We start from the raw sequence: 21,209 nt of genomic DNA, 5'->3' as shown, positions 1-21,209 counted from the left end.
GTCGCCCGGCTGGTTAGGCTCCGGGGCGTGAGCAGGCTGCATGTTGTCACGGGCAAGGGCGGGACCGGGAAGACGACGGTCGCCGCCGCACTCGCGTTGGCCCTGGCCAGTGGAGGGAGGCGCACACTCCTCGTCGAAGTCGAGGGGCGGCAGGGCATCGCGCAGCTCTTCGAGACCGAGGCGCTGCCGTACGAGGAACGCAAGATCGCCGTCGCCCACGACGGCGGCGAGGTCCACGCCCTGGCCATCGACCCCGAACGGGCGCTGCTGGACTACCTCCAGATGTTCTACAAGCTGGGCAGTGCGGGACGGGCCCTGAAGAAGCTCGGAGCCATCGACTTCGCCACCACCATCGCCCCGGGGCTGCGTGACGTGCTGCTGACCGGCAAGGCGTGCGAGGCGGTCCGCCGCCGCGACAAGCACGAACACCGGGTCTACGACGCGGTGGTGATGGACGCGCCCCCCACCGGCCGCATCACGCGCTTCCTCGGCGTCAACGAGGAGGTCGCGGGGCTGGCCAAGGTCGGACCGGTGCACAACCAGGCGCAGGCGGTGATGCGGGTGCTCAAGTCACCCGAGACGGCGGTGCACATGGTGACGCTGCTGGAGGAGATGCCCGTGCAGGAGACGGCCGACGGGGTGGCCGAACTCCGGGCGGCGGGACTGCCCGTGGGCGCGGCGATCGTGAACATGGTGCGTCCGGAGCTGCTCGACGAGGAGCTGCTGGCACGCGCGGGCGACGGCGGCGATGCGGGGGGCGGGCCAGGCGAAGGGGCGGGCGGAGAGGCAGGCGACGGGGCGCACGGGCGCGGTGGCGGACCCGGTGGCGTCGCCGAAGCCCTCACCCGTGCCGGCCTGGCGCATGCCGACCGGCTCGTGCCGCCGCTGCTCGCGCAGGCCCGCGAACACGCGGAGCGGGTGAGCCTGGAGCGGGAGCAGCGAGATGCGCTGACGAAGCTCGACATGCCGGTCCACGAGCTGGAACTGCTCGGCGAGGGGATGGAACTCGCCGGCCTCTACCAGCTCGCGGCCGACCTGCGTGACCAGTTGCCGCCACAGAAGGAGGCTTCATGACCTCGACGTCCCGGCAGTCCCCGAAGCCCCCGAAGTCCCCGAAGTCCGCCGACTCCGCGAAGGGCGGCCGGAGCGGTTCGCACCACGCGGACGGCGGCAACCCCCTCGTCACCGAAGTCGCCCTGCCCGTCGACCCGTTGCTCGACGACCCGGCGACCCGGATCATCGTCTGCTGCGGAGCCGGCGGTGTCGGCAAGACGACGACGGCCGCCGCGCTGGGCGTACGGGCCGCGGAGCGGGGACGGAAGGTCGTCGTGCTGACGATCGACCCGGCACGGCGCCTCGCGCAGTCGATGGGTCTGACCGAACTCGACAACGCCCCGCGTCCCGTCCCGGGCATCGACGCGTCCAAGGGCGGCGAACTGCACGCCATGATGCTCGACATGAAGCGGACCTTCGACGAGATCGTCGAGGCGCACGCCGACCCCGAGCGGGCCCACGCCATCCTGAGCAACCCCTTCTACCAGTCGCTCTCGGCAGGCTTCGCGGGGACGCAGGAGTACATGGCGATGGAGAAGCTGGGGCAGCTCAGCGCCCACGGAGCCTCACCGGGGCCGGACGGCCGGGGGGAGGAGTGGGATCTGATCGTGGTGGACACCCCGCCCTCGCGCTCCGCGCTGGACTTCCTGGACGCTCCCAAGCGCCTGGGCTCCTTCCTGGACGGCCGGTTCATCAGGATGCTGATGGCGCCGGCGAAGGCCGGAGGGCGTGCCGGGATGAAGTTCGTCAACCTGAGCATGGCCGGGCTTTCGGTGTTCACGGGCGCGCTGAACAAGCTCCTGGGCACGACGCTCCTGCGTGACGTGCAGACGTTCGTGGCCGCGATGGACACCATGTTCGGCGGCTTCCGCACCCGCGCGGACGCGACGTACCGGCTGCTTCAGGCGCCCGGCACCGCCTTCCTCGTGGTCGCGGCGCCGGAGCGCGACGCTCTGCGCGAGGCCGCGTACTTCGTGGAACGGCTGGCCGAGGACCGCATGCCGCTGGCGGGGCTCGTACTCAACCGCGTGCACGGCAGCGGCGCTTCCGGGCTGAGTGCGGAGCGGGCTCTGGCGGCCGCGGAAAATCTTGAAGAGGGCGGCATTGTGGATCGCGGGCGCGGGAAAGGAAACAGGCACAGCGCCCCCTCCCCCGGGCGCGCCTCCACCCACGTCACGGACGGCCGGCCCCACGGCGCCGACCGGAGTGACGACCACGCATCCAGCGATGCCACCGCAACACCGGATCTCCCGCGCTCCGAGGAACGGCCCGAATCCGCCGAGGAGTTGCCGGGAGGCACGGACCATCTCCCGGAAGGAACGGAAGAGCTCCCTGAAGGGACGGAACAGCTCGCCGCCGCCCTGCTGCGGCTGCACGCCGAACGCATGCGGCTGCTGACCCGTGAGCGGCGCACCCGCGACCGTTTCGCGGCGCTCCATCCGGAGGTGCCGGTGGCGGAAGTGGCGGCGCTCGCCGGTGATGTGCACGACCTCTCGGGGCTGCGCGCCATCGGAGAACGGCTGGCGGGCGAGGCGGGCGTTCCCGGCACGAATGCGGGTGGCACGAATGCGGGTGGCCCGCCCGCCGCCTGATCGCCGGGCTCCTCCCCGGACCGCCGGCCGCTGCCAGGCCCCGTCGCCTGCGGCGGCGTGGAGCGTGGGCCGTGGGAGCGTGCGGGGCACGCGGGTGGAGCCGTACGGGGTCGGGCGGACGGCCGTCGGCATGCCGTCCCGGCGGGCTGTACGGACGAACCCGCCCGCTTCAGCTGCCTGAACTCAACATGCCTGACAGCGCGTCCCGTTGGTCTCTGCCGTCCGGCGGGGAGGCACCGGCCGACGCGCGCGGTACGGCCGGGCTGACCCGGCCGTCCTGCGCAACCCCCGTAGCGTCAGCCTCAGCCTGCCGTCGCGTAGTCCTTGACGGCGTTCACGGCGTAGTCGTTCCCCTCCTCGAGGTCCAGGGGCAGTACGCCCGAGTCACGCTCGTACTCGGAGCGTGCCGTCTCCAGGAGGCGGCGCCACGAGGTGACCGTAGGGCGGCGGCGCAGCAGAGCTCTGCGCTCCCTCTCGGTCATCCCGCCCCAGACACCGAACTCCACTCGGTTGTCCAGAGCATCGGCCAGACACTCCGTGCGCACAGGGCACCCGGTGCAAACGGCCTTGGCGCGGTTCTGAGCCGCCCCTTGCACGAACAGTTCATCCGGATCGGTAGTGCGGCAGGCTGCCTGCGCACTCCAGTCGGTTACCCAGCCCATAGCCGGCGCCGTCCTCTCCCGAATCGAGGCTCCCCCACGGCGGCGAACGGCATATTCACCGTTGCCAGTTGAGGACGTTACGGAAGGAGCGCAGGGTGCAACACCCCCTGCGGGCCCAAAGTTGAATGGCCCGAACGGACTATGCGTGCGCGGCACATCACCCAACGGAGTGAGTCGGTGACAACTGCGCCCTCTCGGCGCGGAAGACGCGGAAGGGGCATCCGACGGTGCGACGGTGAGGACGTGCCGGACACATCACGACACTTGACGCTGTTCCGGACAAGCCATGACACTCACGGTGCGAGCGAAAGGCCGTGGCAGAGCGAAGCCGCGATGACGGTGTGAGATTCGATCGGCCGCCAGCTTAGGCGAACCTGGTCTCCCCTGTCCGGCAATTGAGAACGTAGGCTGCTCGGCATGGCAGAGAAGCGCTCGGGCGGTGGAGAGTCCGTGATCCAGCAGGCCGCCAAGTTCCTCGGCGTCAGCGTGCTGGCGGGTGCCGTGCTGGCCGGGCTCGCGCTGCCGGCCGCCGGTGGGCTGGGACTTGCGGCCAAGGGCACCGTCGAGGGCTTCGACGAGCTTCCGGCCAACCTCAAGCGCCCGCCGCTGAGCCAGCGCACGACCGTCCTGGACTCCGAGGGCGGCGAGATCGCCAAGATCTACTCCCGCGACCGCACCGTCATCGACCTGGCCGACGTCTCACCGACCATGCGCAAGGCGATCATCGCCATCGAGGACGCACGCTTCTACGAGCACGGCGCCGTCGACCTCAAAGGCATACTCCGGGCGCTCAACCGCAACGCGCAGAACGGCGAAGTGGAAGAGGGCGCCTCCTCACTCACCCAGCAGTACGTGAAGAACGTCTTCGTGGAGGAGGCCGGCGACGACCCCGAGAAGGTCGCCCGCGCCACCCAGCAGACGCTCGGCCGGAAGATCGAGGAACTCAAGTACGCGATCAAGGTCGAGGAGACCCTCAGCAAGAAGAAGATCCTCGAGAACTACCTCAACATCACCTTCTTCGGGCAGCAGGCCTACGGCATCGAGGCCGCCGCCCAGCGCTACTTCTCCAAGCCCGCCAAGGAGCTGGAGCTGGAGGAGTCCGCGCTGCTCGCCGGGCTCGTGCAGTCACCGGCCCGCTACGACCCCGTACAGAACGAGGACGCCGCCAAGAACCGCCGCGACACCGTGCTCGCCAGGATGGCCTCTCTCGGCGACATCACCCGGAAACAGGCCCGCGAGGCACAGGACAAGCCCCTCGGCCTGGAGATCAGCAGCCCGAGGAACGGGTGCATCACCGCCTCGCTCGGCGCCGGCTTCTTCTGCGACTACGTACGCGAAGTGATCCTCAACGACCCGGCGTTCGGCAAGACGGAGAAGGCCCGCGCCAAGCGGTGGAACCAGGGCGGCCTGACCATCAGGACCACCCTCGACCCGAAGGCTCAGAAGTCGGTCGAGGCGTCGGTCAAGCAGCATGTGAACAAGTCGGACAAGGTGGCCACGGCCGCCTCGATCGTGGAGCCCGGCACCGGCCGCATCCTTGCCATGGGCCAGTCGCGGCCGTACGGCTTCGACGAGAACGAGACGCAGATCAACCTCTCCGTCGACCAGGACATGGGCGGAGGCGCCGGCTACCAGCCCGGCTCCACGTTCAAGCCGGTGATCGCGGCCGCCGCGCTGGAGCGGGGCACCAGCGTGTACAAGCGGTACCCGTCGCCGTACAAGATGCAGTACCCCACGCCCGTCCAGACCTGCGAAGGGCAGTGGAGCGGCAGCGCGCCCGTCGAGAACGAGAACCGGAAGGAAGTCGGTCCCTACCGGATGAAGGAGGCCACCGCGAAGTCGGTGAACACCTACTTCGTCTCCCTCATCAGCGACACGGGAGTCTGCCCGGTCACCAAGATGGCGGAGAAGATGGGCATCGCGCGGGCCGACGGCAAGAAGATCGACCAGGTGCCCTCGATCTCCCTGGGGACGCAGGAGATGTCGCCGCTGACGATGGCCGAGGGGTATGCCACCTTCGCCAACCGAGGGGTGCACTGCACGCCCGTGGCACTGAAATCGATCACCGACGCGAACGGCAAGAAGCTGTCCGTGCCGAAGACTTCGTGCGAACGCGCGATGAGCGAGCGCACCGCCGACACCGTCAACTCGCTGCTGCGCGGCGTCGTCGAGGACGGCACGGGGCAGAAGGCCGGACTGAGCGGACGCGACAGCGCGGGCAAGACCGGTACGACGGACCAGCGTTACGCGGCATGGTTCGTGGGCTACACCCCGAACATGTCCGGCGCGGTCTGGGTCGGCGACCCCGCACACAAGACGCAGATGACGGACATCTCCATCGGCGGCGTCTACCACGACAAGGTCTTCGGCGGCGAAGTCCCGGGCCCGATCTGGCGGGACGCGATGTCCGGGGCACTCAAGGGCGAGCCCGCACCGGACTTCAACGACGTCCCGATCCGGGACGACAAGGACGACGACCGCGACAAGGGCCGCGACAAGCCCGAACCGCCGGACGATGACGACGACTCGGACGACCCCTGGCCCGACATCACACTGCCGCCCGACTTCATCGGCGGCGGCGGCAACGGCGGAGCCGACTCGGGTGCGACATCGGGCACGGGCGGAGGCTCCAACGCCGGTGCGAACGGCGGCGGTTTCGGCGGCGGCGACTTCGGCGGCAACGGGAACGGCGGCCGCCGGGGTGGCGGCAACGGCGGCTGACGGCGAGCAGATGCCTGCCGGCCCGGCCGGCGACAGTCCGAACACGGCGTGAGGGGCGTCCTCCTGGGATCTTCGGAGGACACCCCTCAGCCGTAGGTGCAGCCGTGCACGTCAACGCACGTGCATGTCGACGCACGTGCACGTCGACGCAGGTGAGCGTCGACGCAGGTACGCGGCCCAGCGGCAGCAGGACACAGCACCCGCAGGCCGGCCGGCGATCAGCCGTGCGAACACCGCACCAGCTCAATACACCTAGCCGGCCGCCAGGCGCTTCTTCACCGCAGCGGCCACCCGGCCGCCCTCCGCCCGGCCCGACACCTTCGGGTTGACGATCTTCATGACGGCCCCCATGGCACGCGGCCCCTCGGCACCGCCGGCCCGCGCCTCCGCCACGGCTTCGCCGACCAGCGCGTCCAACTCGTCGTCCGAGAGCTGCTTGGGCAGGTAGTCCGCGAGGACCTCACCCTCGGCGCGCTCCCTGTCGGCCTGCTCGCCGCGACCGCCGTCGGCGAACGCCTCGGCCGCCTCACGGCGCTTCTTCGCCTCACGCGTGATCACCGACTGCACCTCGTCGTCGGAGAGTTCACGCGCGGACTTACCCGCGACCTCTTCCTTGGTGATCGCCGCGAGGGTCATACGGAGGGTGGCGGAGCGCAGTTCGTCGCGCTCCTTGATTGCTGCGGTCAGGTCGTCCTGCAGCCGGGACTTGAGCGTAGTCATGGCGTCTTCGTCTCCTCCAGAGATTCGGGGCCATCATCCCTCATACGGTCTCCGCCGCACGGCTCACGGCCCCGTACCGGCGTCGGCCGGCCCTGTCCTGTGAGCGGTGCCCTGTGAGCGGTGCCCGGCGAACCGTGCCCGGCAAAGCGGCTACGGGACGGGGCGCCGCCCGGCCGCATCCGTGTGCGAGGGCGACGACTGGTCTGCGACCATGGGCCGATGCGCGCTCGATACGGAATCCCGCTGACCCTTACGGCACTCGGCGCGGCCTGCGTCGGCTACGCGACGGTCGTCGAGCCCCGGTCGTTCCGCCTGAGGCGGGTGACCGTCCCCGTGCTTCCCTCAGGCGCGCGTCCGCTCCGTATGCTGCAGATCTCGGACGTGCACATGGTGAGCGGGCAGCGCAAGAAGCAGCGCTGGCTGCAGTCCCTCGCGGGTCTGCGCCCCGATTTCGTCATCAATACGGGCGACAACCTCTCCGACCCGGAGGCTGTCCCCGAAGTGCTGGACGCGCTCGGCCCGCTCATGGAGTTCCCCGGCGCGTACGTCTTCGGCTCCAACGACTACTACGGCCCGAAGCTGCGCAACCCGGCCCGGTACCTGCTGGAGAAGACCAGCGGACGCCACGGGCTCAACGGGAACCCGCCCGCTGTCGGCGCCGTCCACAACCCGTGGGAGGGCATGCGGGACGCCTTCGACTCCGCGGGCTGGGTCGGGCTCACCAACACCCGCGGCCGCCTCAAGCTGGACTCCGGCCAGGAGGTCGCCCTCACCGGGCTCGACGACCCGCACATCAAGCGGGACCGCTACAGCGCGGTCATCGGCGGCCCCGAGACGGACGCCGACTTCTCCCTCGCGGTCGTGCACGCCCCGTACCTGCGCGTCCTGGACGCCTTCACCGCCGACCGCTACCCACTGATCCTGGCCGGTCACACGCACGGCGGCCAGCTGTGCATCCCGTTCCGCGGCGCCCTCGTCACCAACTGCGACCTGGACACCGAACGGGTGAAGGGCCTCTCCACCCACCACGCGGGCGGTCGGACGTCCTACCTCCACGTATCCGCCGGCTGCGGAGCGAACCGCTACACGCCCGTACGCTTCGCGTGCCCGCCCGAGGCCACGCTGCTGACCCTCACGGACGGTACGTGACAGGGGCCCGGAGCCCGGCTCTGACCGGGCGCGGCCCGGCTCGCACCGGGGCCGCGGCCCCCGAATCCGGATTTCGCCTCAGCGTCCGGCTGGGCTAGAGTGGTGCGCGTTGCTTCGGGGTGTGGCGCAGCTTGGCAGCGCGCTTCGTTCGGGACGAAGAGGTCGTGGGTTCAAATCCCGCCACCCCGACAGATGAAGTAGCAGGTCAGGGGCCCGTTCGCTTGATTGCGAACGGGCCCCTGAAGCGTGTTTGAGGGCCCCTTGGGAGCCATATGGGAGCCGACCTTGAGACGCGGCTCCCATGAAGACACCGACGGTCGATTCCAGAGCACAGAAATAGGTGGCTCGGAGAACTTTCCCCGAACTGCTCGTCCGGACCAGGTGCCGACGGTACGACCAAGACCATGCACCGTTGGACACCGCTCAACGAGCGCCAGCTATCCCTGCTCACCCGGATCGCGGGCGGGGCCGAGCCCGTCACCTCCGACAGTCCCGAACTTGCCCTTACCGCTCGCGCGTTGAAGGCAGCAGGTCAGTTCAGCGCCCAATCTTCAGCCCTGCTCCAGTGTCTCGACGACGGCGGATCGACTGCCATGACCTCGACGGGGAAGTGCTCACGCGCCCCTCGGACCCCGCGGGAGCACGGAGAGTCGTCGACGTGGTCGAGGCATCCGCGGCATGGCGCCGCCGGCGACCATCAAGTGCGGCATGATCGCACAGCAGACGGGCCTACGCATGACGCGGACGTCCGAAAGCTCCCAGTGTGCGGCGGCTGGGGCCAGAGGCATGCCGTGGTGGTACAGCTCGATCGTTAAGGTGGTGAAGGTGACGACATCCCGTACCAGAGCCGCCAGTTACCCCGATCGGGAGACCGCGCAGCGATGCACGCAGGAGGTGGTGACCCGCAATGAGCAGGTCATCCACCGCTGGCTCGCTCAGGGCACTCGGAAGCGGCTCACCATCGAGGCGGCCTGGCCTTCGAACGCTCCGGTCGGAAGGGTCGTGTTGCAGGCGATGACGCTGGCCGGTCGCGAGGCCATCGACGTGTACGCAGCGCGTGTAATCCTCCAGCGTGACCCGTCCCAGCCCAACGGCTTCAGAGTGCACAGCACCTTCCCCGTCTACATCTGATCGGAAAGACAGCTGCTCATGTCCCTGGCCCCGCTCGTCCACGACCGCAAGTACGGCGAACTCGATCAAGTGTTCCGCGCCTACCTTGGGCAGGCGGCCGACGACGAAGCCGACGTCCGCAGTGCGGCGCTGTGTGCCTATCTGCGGCACACCTGGCACACGCGGCCATGGGCACTGGCAATCGCGGAGCATCAGCTGCGTGAGTACGCACAGAACCCGCCCGGCCGACTGCGGCAGCGTCTCGGGGAGTTTTATGCGGTGCCGGATGTGGGGCTGGAGGAGGGTCGCATTCAGGAGTGGCTGCCGCTGCTGGCCGACCACCTCAAAGCCGCGGTGGAGAACGGAGATGTGCCGCCGCCCGGGCCACCGCGGACCCACTGGGAGTGGCATGCCCGCTTCCCGGAACTGGGCCAGCTGCTGGGCGGCTGGTATTCCCAGGATATGCCCGACGAGTTCGCCGACCACGACGATGCGTTGGCCGACTATCTCGACTCGGCCCACCGCACCTTGATTGCTCGTCTTACGGGCGAGCTCCACGAACTCCTCGCCCTCGACATCGATGAAGCCGACTACGCGTTGGGGCTCGCCGAGCTCGGCTTGGAGGTCGACGCACCCGCACCGTTCGAGCCCAGCGCCTGGCTCGCCTACCTGGCCGACAGGATCAGCAGCCCGTCGGCGCCGTGACGACTAACACCGTTGTTCGGCACGCCGTCAGCTTCTTAACATGGTGGCGGGACCGGCGACTTGGGCCTGAAGGGGGAGATGTCGACCGTGGGCGACCTGGAGGTCACCGACAAGGATCTGGCGCAACTCATCGTGGACCTTGATGAGATGGAACGCGACATGAAGAAGAAGATCGGCCGCATGAACGATCTGCTGGACTTGGTCGGCAACAACTGGCGCGGCACGACCGCCGATGCGTTCAAGGAACTTCAGAAGGGTGTAACCGAGGACGCTCGTACCTTGCGCGAGTCGCTGATCCTCATCGAGGAAGCGGTGAAGCTGAGCAGGGATGGCTTCAGCGCCCAGGAACTCGACGTCATGGAGAGCATGCGCAGCCTCCAGCTCAGTTCCGAAGGCGAAGAGCAACTCCTGGGCATGGCTGACGCCAACCCTGAGCCGGATGGGCCCAGGAGCAAGCTTTCCGATCTCTAGCCCGGGGCCGGCACAGTACGCAAGACCGACGACGTTATGGGGGGACGCGCACGTGTCGGATGACGGGGAGATAGCGGTCAACTTCGCCACGCTCCAGCGTCTCGCGGGGGAGATGGAGGACATCCTCCAAGACCTGACCGCGAAACTGGAAACGCTCTACGGCCGCTCGGAAAGGGTCGTTCTGACCTGGCAGGGTGAGGCACGGGAGATGTTCGTGGACACTCTCGACCGCTGGGACCGCTCCATGCAGGACCTGGAGGGAGCCGAACGCTGGCTGCACGACGTCGTCGTGAACGGCCACGTCAACTATCACGCGGCGCACAAGGCCGTACTTCGCGGCTGGGGGGCCGAGTGATGGCGAGCTCGGACGACCGTCCGGGCTTCTGGTCGCGCACCTTCGAACGTCAAGCGGTGGCCGCCGCGACACCGGCGCCCGGCGCGTCGGGAGGCTTCGACGTACAGCCGTCGCATCTGTACCTCACCTCGCTTGCCGTACGTGACGAGCAGTTCTCATTCGACAGTGGAGCGAAGGATCTCGTAGACGGGGTCAATGAGTACACGCAGGCAGCCGGAAGAGGGGCGGGCGTCGAAGCGTTCGCGGATGCCTACGAGAAGGTGACCAAACGCTTTCTTCAGGTATGGGCGAAGTCCGTCATGAGTGTCGGAGGTGCAGCCGTCGGCTTCACCACTACGGCGAACAACTACGTGGCGGCCAACCATGCCTCCAACCCCAAGGCGAAGGGCGCTCCGCCACAGCGCCAGCCCCCAGAGGTCATCGATCGGCTGCCCGCATACGGGCCGCTTGCCGAAATCAAGTGGAAGGGGACCAACGCCGACTCGGACAGTGAGTTCGTTCGCGACATCGGTCAGTTCCCCGACTGGATCGCCGACCATGTGGAAGAAGCGATCGCCGTCGTCTTCAAAACGGGCAGATGCTACGAGATCACACCAGGGGCGAGGGAAGACGATCTGCGCGCCATCGCCGGACAATGGCGCGCTGTCAGCAAGTCGGCGAAGGGTGCCGCCCGAGGGCTCAACGAGGCGATCAGCTACATCACCGACTCGGGAAACAGCGAATGGCAGGGTGCTATGCGCATTTTCTGCCAGAGCATCTTCGGTACGACCGCGTGGGGCAAGGCCCGGCACGGTCAAGACTGGCGTCACGCGAACAGTGGGTCGACGGCGGGCCGACAACCGATCACAGCAGTCCTGAGTAAGACAGCGCTGGCCGTCGAAGAGGCGTGTGAGGATGTGGCGCGGGCGATAGTCAAGACACGCGGAATCACCTCGGGCGTTGCGAAGGATGCGGCCTGGAAAACGGTGAAGGACATTGGAACAGATCCGAAGAAGTGGATCGGTATCGCCAACCCGGCCAGCACCGCAGCCGAAGTTGTAATGATCTTCCGCTCCCACATGGACGAGCCAAAGATCAACCGTGCCATTGACGACTACCACGCTGCCTGTAACCTGGCCGGCAACGCGCTACTGAAACAAATGGACGCCTTGGACGAGGCATATCTGAGCGCCCCTACATACCGGGCGGAAGCGGCGCGGTCCCAGGCATTCGGCAGCAGGGCGCTCAACGAGTTCAAGAAGAAGCAGACATGGAACCTGCCCGACGACAGCAAGAGCCACAGATATCCCATTGATCTGGCTTCGCAGGAGTGGATGAACAACTCCCACTCAGTGGACAAGCACGTCGGCAAGGACGATGAGCAGCTCGCCCAGCGGCTTCGCGATCAGAACACAAGCAGTCCGACTCAGGATTGGCCTCTCGGCAAGCCCAAGATTGGCGCCGCCTCGACGTTCGAGGACATGGCGAGCGCACAGCGGCTGACGCAGCACTGTCTGGACGAAAATTCGGGCGTCATCAAGTCGTGGCTCGAGGGTCCGCCACCGGCCTCGGACGGTGATCCTCCAAAGGACTTCACGAGCTCGACGCCTGACGGCTCGGAGAGCGGGCGCAGTATCAGCAAGCAAGAGTTCAAAAACCACGGCATGGACGCCCAGTCGCACCCGGTGGACAACGTCAAGACGGTGCTCAAGTATGACAGCAGCCTTGATCCACCGTTCGTCGTGCTGACATCCATGCCTGCCGACTGAGCTTGACGACGTAGGAACGCATTTATGACACGAGTGAACAGCAGCGACTGGTCTGACGCAATCCAAGAGCTGTACGCAGATGAGTATGTGTTCATCAAGTCCGGGTCGCGAGACCACGAAGATTGGACGCTCGATGTCGTCTGCGTCATGGGACGGCAGGGCGAGGACCCGCGTACGTGGGCCACGGTCGATTGGGACGCGAATTCGAGGGAAGTCGGAGAGTCGTCTTCGTTTCCATTTGAGGGCATCGATCAGGAATACCTGCGAACGAAGCTCTTCGAAGTCACCAAAGAGGCCGCGGCCTCACAGCTGGTGGCCATGGTGAATGAATGGTTCAAGGTGTCCGGTATCGCCGATTTCGGAGACCGCAAGGAGCGGCTGCTCGCAGCAGCGAACACTTTGCTTTCTAGGTATGAACCCGACTGTGTCTACTACACAAGCTCGCCCATGGCGCGAGCGTCGCAGTCCCCGGACTACCTTCGCGCTTCGTCCGCAGGGTACCCATTTACGGGATACACGATGGACTTGGGTCTCGTCGCTGTTTCAGCCTCTGAAGTCGGTGTTCTCTGGCGGTTCAACGCGATCTGACCAGGTGTCGGTGGTGGTGGACCTTCATGAGGCCGAGGGTGGCCGTCAGGCCGAGGGACGCGAGCTGCCAAAGCCGGCGCAGGCCCCGCACCTGCCAGTGGTGGTCAAGTGCCGGATCGGGTGCCAACGCCAGCCAGTGCCAGAGCAGTTCGCGTGCCGGGCGATCACGCCGCGCGTGCACGCCCATGCCAATACCGGACGGCACCAGGATGGCCAGGCCGAGCGCGAGGGTGATGGCCCCTGCCAAGGTGGAGCTTCTCAGGTGAACAAGCGTGTCCGTTTCTATCCGCAGGTCAAGGTGCTTCTCGCCTTATGGTCACCCCTCGGACTGCCCCGCCGGCAAGAGCGCGAGGCTGCTGTGCTGGCATGACTCGACGCGGCATGCCGCTCCCTCCGCCTCCCGCGCAGCTCCAAGCCTGGCCGGACAGGGAGGCGATGCTGGCCGACCGTGCACGGGCGCTGGATGCGCTGACAAGTCAACTTCTCGATCCCGCACGCCTGTTGCTGCTCTGGGGACTGGCAGCGGGCAGCGCTCTGGGATGGTCGGTCGTCATCGCTGCCCAGACGTCCCTGTAGCCGGAACCTGGGCCAGCTCGGACTCCGGCGGCAGCCCCTGGGAGCGCGTCGTCTGGCGTCGTCCCAACCTCATCGTGCTTGATGCCCGACGGACGGCCCATTCTCCTCTGGTGACAGATCGGCTCACCGGCCTGGTCGGGCCCAGAGCTCTCGCAGCACAGCGCAGCTTTGAATCCGCTCCGTACCCCACGGCCCCCCGGAACCCCTTCGAACTCGCTCACCAAATCCTGTCGGAGTGGTGTCGGTGCGGTCGTGGCGGACGCGGGCGTCGGTGTCGTGCCGCTGGGTGGTCACACCGGCCCCGGACCGCCGGCCCCTTCGCCCCTCGCAGCAGCAGCGCGCCCGCCCGTCCAGGGGCGGCCCTGAGTCACCTGCCTGTGCTGTCCATGGGCGGCGTGGAGTGCGGGGAGAACGAGTCATGGCCTGCCGGGGCGGCATTGTGAGTGTCGTTCTCCATCGCGCCGCTCCAGTCGCGCTCCGGCCGGCGTCCGACGAACCTGCCGAAGATCAGTGCGGCCGTGGTGGCGGCGAGGACGCCGGGCACCATCTCGTAGATGCCCGATTGGAGCGGCCCGAGGAGCGGGTCGATCTGCTTCCACAGGAGAACGGTGAGGGCGCCGGTGAGCATTCCGGCCTTCGCCCCGGCCGCTGTCATCCGCGGCCAGAACAGCGACAGGAGGATCACGGGGCCGAAGGCCGCCCCGAATCCCGCCCACGCGTACGCGACGATGTCGAGCACGGCTCCGCCGCTCAGCGCGATCACATAGGCCACCAGTGCGACGGCCAGCACGCTCAGGCGCCCGATGAGCAGCAGCAACGCGTCGGAGGCCCCCCGGTTGAAGAACGCCCGGTAGAGGTCCTCGGTGAGGGACGTGGCCGAGACCAGCAGCTGGCTGTCCACGGTGGACTTGATCGCGGCCAGCACGGCCACCAGCAGGAGCCCCGCGACCCAGGGGGAGGTCGTCTGTGCGGCCAGTTCGATGAAGACCGTCTCCGGGTTGCCGAGCGGTTTGTCCAGCGCGGCGATCCCGGCGAGCCCGATGAGGGACGCGCCCGCCAGTACGACTGTCACCCAGGCCACGCCCAGACGGCGGGCCTTCGGTATCTCCCGTGTGCTGCGGATGCTCATGAAGCGGGTCAGGATGTGGGGTTGGCCGAAGTAACCGAGCCCCCAGGCGAGCAGCGAGATCATCGCTACGGCCCCGAGCGGCTCGCCCGCCGTCCATGTCCCGTCGGTGAACGACGGCTTGGCGCCCGGGTCCAGCAGTGCCGGGGCGGCGGCGGTGAGGTCACTGTGCAGACCGCCGAAGCCGCCGAGCTGCCAGACGGCGATGGCGGGGAGGGCGAACGCAGCGAGGAGCATCAGCGTGCCCTGAATGGAGTGGCTGATGCTCAGGGCCCGGAAACCGCCGAGGATGGTGTAGATGACGATCACCACGGCGAAGACGGTGAGTCCCAGTTCGAAGCCGGCGCCGAAGATCTCGTCGGCGAGGAGCCCGCAGGCGACCAGCCCGCTGGCGACGTAGACGGTGAAGAACGCGACGGTGACGATGGCCGAGAGGAGCCGGATCACCCTGCTCCGGTCCTCGAATCGTTTCTCCAGGTAGGAGGGCAGGGTCACGGCACCGACCCGCTCGCTGTAGACGCGCAAGCGGGGTGCGACGAGACGCCAGTTGAAATAGGTGCCGATGATCAGGCCGACGGCGATCCAGGTGGCTCCGACTCCGGCCGCGTACACGGCCCCGGGCAGTCCCAGAAACAGCCAGCCGGACATGTCGGCGGCTCCTGCCGACAGGGCGGCTGCGGGGGCGCCGAGTTGACGGCTGCCGACGGTGAAGTCGTCGAATGTGGCCGTTTCTTCGTGCGCCATGAGGCCGACCATCACCATCGCGATGAGAAATATTCCGAAGGTGAGCATGGTCGGGACGGTCAGGGCGAGCATGCGTTACTCCCTGTGATGCGGAAGCGACCGTTGGCACATCCCGTGTACGTGGCCACAAAGTTCGGATCGGCGGGACTGGAGCCTAGAAAAGGACATGGCTCGTTGACGAGGGATTCCGACGCCGGATGTCTCGATCGGTTCCGGATCGTGATTCGCCAGCGGCCGCTTCCCCACCGCTTCGTCGGCAAACGCGGCCCACCTCGGTCTCGGCCCCGCGACCATCGGCCGGCTCCTCGGCCGCCTCGGCCCCCTTCACCACATCAGCCGTCCGGGGTCACCGCATGATCGGCGGTTCCACCGTTGGCTGGTTGTACACACCCCGGCCTGGCGGCTGAACCGGCAGCCCAGCGGTGTTACGGCCGCCGGGCTGCGCCACGGCGGTCAGGAGTGGGCTGCCTCGAGGAACCGTTCGAGCTCTGCGCGGGTGTCGGGCCCGCAGGGCTGGAACACGATCTCCGTGACGCCCCGGGCGGCGAAGTCGTCCAGGCGGCGCCGGATCACATCGCGGGTACCGCTGACCGTCACCTCCTGGAGCATGCTGTGGCCGCCGGCCTTCCACGCGGCCTGGTCGGCTCCGTTGAGCTCCACGCAGTGACCCTCGTGGACGGCGAGGTGCCGCTGCTCACCGGGGGTCCGCTCCACGGCGTCCATCCATTCCGCGCCACCGGGGAGTTCACGTACGGCGTCGGGCCCGCCGAACTCGTACGCCCCGTGGTAGGCCAGGGCCCATCCGGGGCCGCCGGACAGACGGGCGTGCTCGGAGTCGGAGGGCTCCCCCTCGTCGAGCACCGTTCCCCACACGAGGTACGGCACCCATGAGTACTCGTTCATGAACTCCGGGAGCTGCAGCGTCACATAGAGGCCGTCCCCGAGCCGCTTGGTGACTTCGTGCCCCTTGGGCCCGAGGGCGCTGATCAGTACGGGTACGTCGACCGGACGGGCGGGTGCGTGCCCGTCCGGGTGCAGCATCTGCATCCGCGCGCCCTCCCACTCGACCACCTCGCCCTGGAGCAGCGCCCGGTAGGCGCGGATGTAGGAGTCCATGTAGGACCAGGTGACCGCGCGGTACCCCATGGCGCGGCGTCCGGAGAAGCCGGTGCCGAAGGCGACCGCGACGCGGCCGGGCGCCAGCTCGGCGAGGGTGGCGGTCGCGGCGGCGTTGACCATCGGGTGGCGCAGGCTGGGGACGAGCACGCCCGGGCCGAGGCCGATCGTCTCTGTCCGCTCGGCGGCCAGCGCAAGGGTCATCCACACGTCGGGGCTCTGCTGGGGCGTGTCGTAGACCCACGCCCGCGCGTATCCCAGCCGTTCGGCCAGAGCTATGTTGTCCGGCGAGTCCAGGGCGGTCGGGAAAGCACAGGACACCTCCACGGCCCCTCCATTCCAAGATGTCGGATCGGTTGAATCGGGCGGGTGGCCCTGGGGCGGTGCCGCAAGCACGGCGGGCGCCGTACGTGCCGGGCGCCGTCCACGGTCTACGGCAGGCCGGCGTGCGGCACGTCGACGCGTACCGCGAGCAGTTGGGCCTCACGGACGGGCCGCCGTTCGTGTTCCGGGAAGGAGGGCGCGGCGCACAGGAACAGGGTGCGGCCGTCGTCGCCGCCGAGCATGCAGGCGAAGACGCCCGTGCCGGTGGGGATTTCTTCGAGGATCGCGCCGCCCTCGGCGACGCGGATGACGCGGTGGTGGAGCGCGTCGGCCACCCAGATGGCGCCTTCGGCGTCCGCGCAGATTCCGTCGGGACCGACCTGGAGGCTCTGCACGGCTTCGCCGACGTCCTCGGTACGGGGAGTCTCGCCGAACTGGGCCCATACGCGCCGGTTTTCCAGCTCGCCGTCCTCAGCGACGTCGAAGGCCGTCAGCCGGCCGGCGAACGTCTCCGCGACGACGAGGACTCCACCGGGCAGGATCACCATGCCGTTGGGGAAGCCAAGTTCCTCCGCTGCGGTCGTCACCGTGCCGTCCGCGTCGACGCGGGTGAGCGTGGTGTAGCGCAACGCGGCGCCGCCCATGAGGTCGAAGCCGAAGTTGCCGACGAAGGCACGTCCGCGCCCGTCGACGACCATGTCGTTGAGGATTCCGGTGACAGCGCCGGACAGGTCGGCGTGCTCGGTCAGCGCTCCCGTCTGCTCACGCACGAGGAGGCGGTGATCGCGCATCGACACGATGAGCGCGCGCCCGTCGGGGAGGAAGCCCAGCCCGGACGGCTGTCCGGGCACGTCCGCCACGACCTCGGTGGTGCCGCGGCCGTCCGTCGCCACGACCTTGTTGGTGTAGAAATCCGAGACCCACAGCCGGCCGTCGTGCCACCGCGGACACTCCAGGTAGGAGTATCCGTCGAGCACGACCGTCAACTCCCGGGCCGACGGCTGTCCTTCGTCCATCGTGACCTCGTTCCCGTACGTCGTCGTCGGCGGTTCGGAAGCCTCGTGCGCGTCGCTCCCGAGAGCGGCCACATCCCACGGACGAGAGCTGCCACCGGCAGTTGTGGGACGCAGTGACTAAGCGCATAGTCATTCGGCCTCAGGCCCACGTCAAGGGGTCTGCGGGCGGTATTGAAGGAGACCTTCCGGGCAGGCGGTCGCCGAGCGGCAGCCGGGGCGGGCGGTTCCCCAGGGGCCCGTGAGGGTGGCCGCGCCGGGACCGAGCCCCCCGGTCCTGCGCCCGTGGTACACAGTTCGAGGCGCTGATGGCGCGGGGCGTCACCGTGCGATCACCTCGTGCGAGCCCGACCGGGCCCGCAGCGAAGCCAGACAGGTACCGGTAGCGGAGGAAGGGGCGTCCCGGCATGGCCAAACGGCAGGCCCGCTTCACACCGCGAGAGATGGAGGACGATCCCCGCCTGCGGGACCAGTCCCCGGATCTGTGGAGCGAGGACTTCGGGGACGTCGCTCGCGGACTGCTCGCCTCCGCGGTCCGCTGTTTCGCCGCCAACGGCTTCCACGCCACGACCACCCGGGACATCTCCGCCGGGGTGGGGCTCAGTCCGGCCGCGCTCTACGTGCACTTCCCGTCCAAGGAACTCGTGCTCTACGAGATCATGCGAACAGGCCACGACCGGGCGCTCGCCCACATACAGCAGCCCGAGGTCGAGGCGGCAGCCGGCGCCGCGGACCGGCTGCGCCTGCTCATGCGGCGGTACACCGCCTGGCACGCCCGACACCATGTGGCGGCACGGGTCTGCCAGTACGAGCTCAACGGGCTGGCCCCGGACCACTACGAAGAGATCCGCCGGAAGCGCCGTCGCACCAACGAGGTGTTCCGTGACGCCGTCGCCCACGGCGTCACGGACGGCACCTTCGCACAGGTCGACGTGAACAGGGTCGTGCGCGGCATGCTCTCACTGGGCATCGACCTGGTCCGCTGGTACAGGCTGGACGGACCCGACTCACCCGAGGAACTCGGCGAGTTCTACGCCGGTCTCGCACTGAGGATGGTGACGGAGACCGCGGCGGGCGAGAGGGGCGAGCAGTCCACGGGGGAGTCCGCCCCGCCCCGCAACGGCCGGAGGGTGAGCGGCTCTCCGGCCGCGGTCACCGACTGAGCCGCGGGCGTCGCTCGCGTGGGCGTCGCCGTGCCCTGGGGAGACACCGGGGTGCGACCCGTGGCGGCCCGCGGCTTGGGTGGTGTCGGACGTGCGGCAGAGGCACCAGGAGCCCAGCATGCACGGCATCTGCGCGAAGTCTGCACAGAACTCGTCGTACTGACTGGTTGGTTGAGCGGCTCAAGACCCCGGAGCCCTCACCCGCGCACGTGGAGGCCCGGCACCCGGGGGCCAATCCGCCCTCACTCCACAACTTTCCGGCGAGACGGTGCTTTTGGGGAATCCGACACCCCTCGCCGCATTCCGCTTATAGATGTCAGGGGCATCTGCCTGTCTGGCGCAGATTTAGGGGAATTCGGGTTCCGCGGGGCTGACCTGCTCAGTTCCCGCTCGGATACGAAGCGTAAGGGGCACGAACCGCAAGACGGTGTGCACCGTCTGATCGATTCCGACTATGCTGCGCGGGGATCGGTGGGTGCCCGGAGCAACAACCGTGGCCTGTCGTCGACTTGGGACGACGTGCGGTAACCCCTGTCCGGTCCGCCGCGCTGACCCGTCGCCTGCTTACAGCTTTTCGATCGATTTGAGGACCCCGATGATTCGTGCTGGATCGTCACCCGGAGGTCAACGATCTGGCCCGGTATCCGTGTGGTTGCTGCCGGCCGTCGTGATGACCGTGGCAGCAGCCGTCGCCGTCGCCCTCGTTCCGCAGGAGGCGCGCATCGCCGTCGCGGTGTGCGGTCTGGGCGCTGCCGTGGCCGTCGCCGCCCTGGCAGCGGAAGTGGCACGCCGCGGAAGGGCGTTGACCACGATGCGGGCCCAGCACGCAGATCAGGTCTCCGTGCTGCAGCGCCGGATGCACCAGCAGGAGCTGGCCACCGTGCAGCTCGCCAAGGAGCGGCTGCCCGAGGCGGTGGAGCGGCTCCAGGAGGGCGAGTTCGCCGAGGACGTGCTGGCGTCCATGCCCGCCGTCGAAGGTCTCAGCTCCGAGTTCCAGGCCGCGCACCAGGAGTTGCTGCGGTCGGTGGTCGAGGCCGTGCAGGCCGAGGAGACCCTCCGTGACTCCGCACAGCGCGGTGTGGTCAATGTCGCCCGCCGTGTGCAGGCCATCGTCCACCGGCAGGCGACGGACCTGCGGGGCATGGAGGACCGCCACGGTCAGCACCCGGACTTCTTCGCCGACCTGCTGCGTCTGGACCACGGCACCGCGCTGATCGGCCGTCTCGCCGACAGCATCGCCGTGCTGGGCGGCGCCCGGCCGGGCAGGCAGTGGAGCAAGGCCGTCCCGGTGTACAGCGTCCTGCGCGGCGCGATGTCGCGCGTACTCGACTACCAGCGCGTGGAGTTGCACTCGGTCGCGGATGTGGCCGTCGTCGGCCCCGCGGTCGAGCCGCTCATCCACGCGCTCGCCGAACTCCTCGACAACGCGACGCGCTACTCGCCGCCCAAGGCGCGCGTCCACCTGACCGCCGGTGAGGTGCACGCGGGCATCGCCATCGAGGTCGAGGACGGCGGCGTCGGCCTGAGCGAGGAGGCGCGTACGCGCGCCGAGCAGCGGCTCAAGGAGGCGCAGGCGGGCATCGACCTGAACGACCTCGGTGAGGCGCCGCGGCTGGGGCTCGCGGTGGTCGGCCGGCTCGCCCAGGCGTACGACTTCCAGGTCTCGCTGCCGCCCTCCGCCTACGGCGGCGTACGCGCGGTGCTGGTCGTGCCCAAGAAGCTGATCACCACCGCTCCCGCGACGGGACGGGCCCACGGCATCGGTGCCGCCCCCGGACTGGCCTCGGCGCAGCGCGGGACGGCTGAGCCCGCGTCCCCGGCGCCGGAGGCGCGGCCTGCGGCAGCACCGGCCGCCGTCGCGGCGTCCATGCCGGCACCGGCGCCCGCTCAGACGGGTGCGGCGGCCTCGGGCCGGGAGGCGCCGGCCGCGCACGCCGCTTCCGGTCTGCCGGCTTCAGCGCCCCACGAACCGTGGCTCCCGGAGTCCGGCCCCGCACGGCAGGAAGACGAAGTGCAGGACGAGACACCGAGAGTAGAGCGCACCGCCAACGGGCTTCCCCAGCGCCGGCGCCGCACCCCCGGCGCGGGGACCGGGACGGGCCGTACGCCCGCGCCGCCCGCGGCCCCCGGCGCGGCGCAGCGCGAGGAGGCGGGGGACGAACCCGCACCCGGGTTGTGGATGGCGGATTTGCAGAGTGGCTTGTCCGGTGAGGCACGGAAGACAGCTCCGGCCCGCAGCAACGATGACACTTCGTCAGATGAGGGTGAATGAG

General features: G+C 68.7%; 19 protein-coding genes and 1 tRNA gene. 14 read left to right on the top strand and 6 right to left on the bottom strand.

All coding sequences use genetic code 11. The features are described 5' to 3' along the window. The first annotated feature begins 27 nt into the window (after positions 1-27). Both bagA and bagB read left to right on the top strand, forming a co-directional pair. Complete coding sequence (gene bagA / locus H343_RS0108020; RefSeq protein WP_028430703.1) at positions 28-1,074, top strand: ATPase BagA; 1,047 nt, start codon at positions 28-30, stop codon at positions 1,072-1,074. Next, the gene (gene bagB, locus H343_RS0108015; RefSeq protein WP_078505178.1) at positions 1,071-2,645 is read left to right on the top strand and encodes an ATPase BagB; all 1,575 of its coding nucleotides are present in this window, start codon (positions 1,071-1,073) and stop codon (positions 2,643-2,645) included. The genes bagA and bagB overlap by 4 nt, the downstream gene beginning before the upstream one ends. Before the next feature lie 302 nt (positions 2,646-2,947). Here bagB and H343_RS0108010 read toward each other — a convergent pair whose 3' ends face one another. Next, the gene (locus H343_RS0108010; protein ID WP_028430701.1) at positions 2,948-3,307 is read right to left on the bottom strand and encodes a WhiB family transcriptional regulator; all 360 of its coding nucleotides are present in this window, start codon (positions 3,305-3,307) and stop codon (positions 2,948-2,950) included. Positions 3,308-3,724: 417 nt separating this feature from the next. On the opposite strand from H343_RS0108010, the gene H343_RS0108005 reads away from it, so the two are divergent. Beyond that, positions 3,725-6,028: a transglycosylase domain-containing protein gene (locus H343_RS0108005; protein WP_028430700.1), complete on the top strand. Its 2,304-nt coding sequence runs from the start codon at positions 3,725-3,727 to the stop codon at positions 6,026-6,028. Positions 6,029-6,280: 252 nt separating this feature from the next. On the opposite strand, the gene H343_RS0108000 is transcribed toward H343_RS0108005, so the two are convergent. After that, entirely contained in the window at positions 6,281-6,748 is a 468-nt protein-coding gene (locus H343_RS0108000) for a GatB/YqeY domain-containing protein (RefSeq protein WP_028430699.1), read from the bottom strand. Positions 6,749-6,967: 219 nt separating this feature from the next. Between H343_RS0108000 and H343_RS0107995 the strand changes: the two genes are divergently transcribed. The 8 genes from H343_RS0107995 (at position 6,968) to H343_RS0107960 (ending at position 12,874) form a co-directional block, all read left to right on the top strand. Continuing rightward, positions 6,968-7,897 carry a metallophosphoesterase gene (locus H343_RS0107995; RefSeq protein ID WP_028430698.1) on the top strand — a complete coding sequence of 310 codons (930 nt, stop codon included), beginning with the start codon at positions 6,968-6,970 and terminating at the stop codon, positions 7,895-7,897. Positions 7,898-8,012: 115 nt separating this feature from the next. Next, a tRNA-Pro gene (locus tag H343_RS0107990) sits at positions 8,013-8,086 on the top strand. A 636-nt stretch (positions 8,087-8,722) separates the two neighbouring features. Further along, entirely contained in the window at positions 8,723-9,028 is a 306-nt protein-coding gene (locus tag H343_RS0107985; RefSeq protein ID WP_037903027.1) for an RNase A-like domain-containing protein, read from the top strand. 18 nt (positions 9,029-9,046) lie between these two features. Next, positions 9,047-9,712 carry a contact-dependent growth inhibition system immunity protein gene (locus tag H343_RS0107980; protein WP_028430696.1) on the top strand — a complete coding sequence of 222 codons (666 nt, stop codon included), beginning with the start codon at positions 9,047-9,049 and terminating at the stop codon, positions 9,710-9,712. A gap of 87 nt (positions 9,713-9,799) precedes the next feature. After that, on the top strand, positions 9,800-10,183 hold the full coding sequence (locus tag H343_RS0107975; RefSeq protein WP_158679525.1) for a WXG100 family type VII secretion target: 384 nt from the start codon (positions 9,800-9,802) through the stop codon (positions 10,181-10,183). A 52-nt stretch (positions 10,184-10,235) separates the two neighbouring features. After that, the gene (locus H343_RS0107970) at positions 10,236-10,538 is read left to right on the top strand and encodes a WXG100 family type VII secretion target (RefSeq protein ID WP_028430694.1); all 303 of its coding nucleotides are present in this window, start codon (positions 10,236-10,238) and stop codon (positions 10,536-10,538) included. Continuing rightward, complete coding sequence (locus H343_RS0107965; RefSeq protein ID WP_028430693.1) at positions 10,538-12,286, top strand: RNase A-like domain-containing protein; 1,749 nt, start codon at positions 10,538-10,540, stop codon at positions 12,284-12,286. Before H343_RS0107970 ends, H343_RS0107965 begins: the two co-directional genes overlap by 1 nt. 33 nt (positions 12,287-12,319) lie before the next feature. Further along, on the top strand, positions 12,320-12,874 hold the full coding sequence (locus tag H343_RS0107960; RefSeq protein WP_028430692.1) for a hypothetical protein: 555 nt from the start codon (positions 12,320-12,322) through the stop codon (positions 12,872-12,874). Here H343_RS0107960 and H343_RS0107955 read toward each other — a convergent pair. After that, positions 12,861-13,121 carry a hypothetical protein gene (locus H343_RS0107955; protein WP_028430691.1) on the bottom strand — a complete coding sequence of 87 codons (261 nt, stop codon included), beginning with the start codon at positions 13,119-13,121 and terminating at the stop codon, positions 12,861-12,863. The two genes, H343_RS0107960 and H343_RS0107955, sit on opposite strands and share 14 nt — an antisense overlap. Positions 13,122-13,240: 119 nt before the next feature. Between H343_RS0107955 and H343_RS34840 the strand changes: the two genes are divergently transcribed. Next, positions 13,241-13,450: a hypothetical protein gene (locus H343_RS34840; RefSeq protein WP_106958791.1), complete on the top strand. Its 210-nt coding sequence runs from the start codon at positions 13,241-13,243 to the stop codon at positions 13,448-13,450. Between the two features lie 367 nt (positions 13,451-13,817). Here the strand turns inward: H343_RS34840 and putP are convergent, their stop codons facing one another. From putP to H343_RS0107935, 3 genes are all read right to left on the bottom strand, one after another. After that, a complete protein-coding gene (putP, locus tag H343_RS29565) occupies positions 13,818-15,392 on the bottom strand; it encodes a sodium/proline symporter PutP (protein WP_078505172.1) in 1,575 nt (524 codons plus the stop codon). 381 nt (positions 15,393-15,773) lie between these two features. Further along, on the bottom strand, positions 15,774-16,763 hold the full coding sequence (locus tag H343_RS0107940; protein WP_028430690.1) for an LLM class flavin-dependent oxidoreductase: 990 nt from the start codon (positions 16,761-16,763) through the stop codon (positions 15,774-15,776). A 104-nt stretch (positions 16,764-16,867) separates the two neighbouring features. Beyond that, a complete protein-coding gene (locus tag H343_RS0107935; RefSeq protein WP_486586818.1) occupies positions 16,868-17,848 on the bottom strand; it encodes an SMP-30/gluconolactonase/LRE family protein in 981 nt (326 codons plus the stop codon). A gap of 332 nt (positions 17,849-18,180) precedes the next feature. Here H343_RS0107935 and H343_RS29560 point away from each other — a divergent pair, with 332 nt between their 5' ends. Next, positions 18,181-18,936 (top strand): TetR-type transcription factor C-terminal domain-containing protein, encoded by a 756-nt coding sequence (locus tag H343_RS29560; protein WP_051264738.1) that lies wholly within the window; start codon positions 18,181-18,183, stop codon positions 18,934-18,936. Positions 18,937-19,531: 595 nt separating this feature from the next. After that, positions 19,532-21,208 carry an ATP-binding protein gene (locus H343_RS0107925; protein WP_028430688.1) on the top strand — a complete coding sequence of 559 codons (1,677 nt, stop codon included), beginning with the start codon at positions 19,532-19,534 and terminating at the stop codon, positions 21,206-21,208. The last annotated feature ends 1 nt before the right edge of the window (position 21,209 follow it).

It is taken from the genome of Streptomyces sp. TAA204 (genome assembly GCF_000424965.1).
This window is presented reverse-complemented; position numbering and strand designations above follow the sequence as displayed.

What these genes read in the sequence shown, in the direction of transcription:
- bagB (WP_078505178.1), top strand. Translation starts at nt 1,071, where the DNA reads ATGACCTCGACGTCCCGGCAGTCCCCGAAGCCCCCGAAGTCCCCGAAG.
- H343_RS0108010 (WP_028430701.1), bottom strand. Translation starts at nt 3,307, where the DNA reads ATGGGCTGGGTAACCGACTGGAGTGCGCAGGCAGCCTGCCGCACTACC.
- H343_RS0108005 (WP_028430700.1), top strand. Translation starts at nt 3,725, where the DNA reads ATGGCAGAGAAGCGCTCGGGCGGTGGAGAGTCCGTGATCCAGCAGGCC.
- H343_RS0108000 (WP_028430699.1), bottom strand. Translation starts at nt 6,748, where the DNA reads ATGACTACGCTCAAGTCCCGGCTGCAGGACGACCTGACCGCAGCAATC.
- H343_RS0107995 (WP_028430698.1), top strand. Translation starts at nt 6,968, where the DNA reads ATGCGCGCTCGATACGGAATCCCGCTGACCCTTACGGCACTCGGCGCG.
- H343_RS0107980 (WP_028430696.1), top strand. Translation starts at nt 9,047, where the DNA reads ATGTCCCTGGCCCCGCTCGTCCACGACCGCAAGTACGGCGAACTCGAT.
- H343_RS0107965 (WP_028430693.1), top strand. Translation starts at nt 10,538, where the DNA reads ATGGCGAGCTCGGACGACCGTCCGGGCTTCTGGTCGCGCACCTTCGAA.
- H343_RS34840 (WP_106958791.1), top strand. Translation starts at nt 13,241, where the DNA reads ATGACTCGACGCGGCATGCCGCTCCCTCCGCCTCCCGCGCAGCTCCAA.
- putP (WP_078505172.1), bottom strand. Translation starts at nt 15,392, where the DNA reads ATGCTCGCCCTGACCGTCCCGACCATGCTCACCTTCGGAATATTTCTC.
- H343_RS29560 (WP_051264738.1), top strand. Translation starts at nt 18,181, where the DNA reads ATGGCCAAACGGCAGGCCCGCTTCACACCGCGAGAGATGGAGGACGAT.
- H343_RS0107925 (WP_028430688.1), top strand. Translation starts at nt 19,532, where the DNA reads ATGATTCGTGCTGGATCGTCACCCGGAGGTCAACGATCTGGCCCGGTA.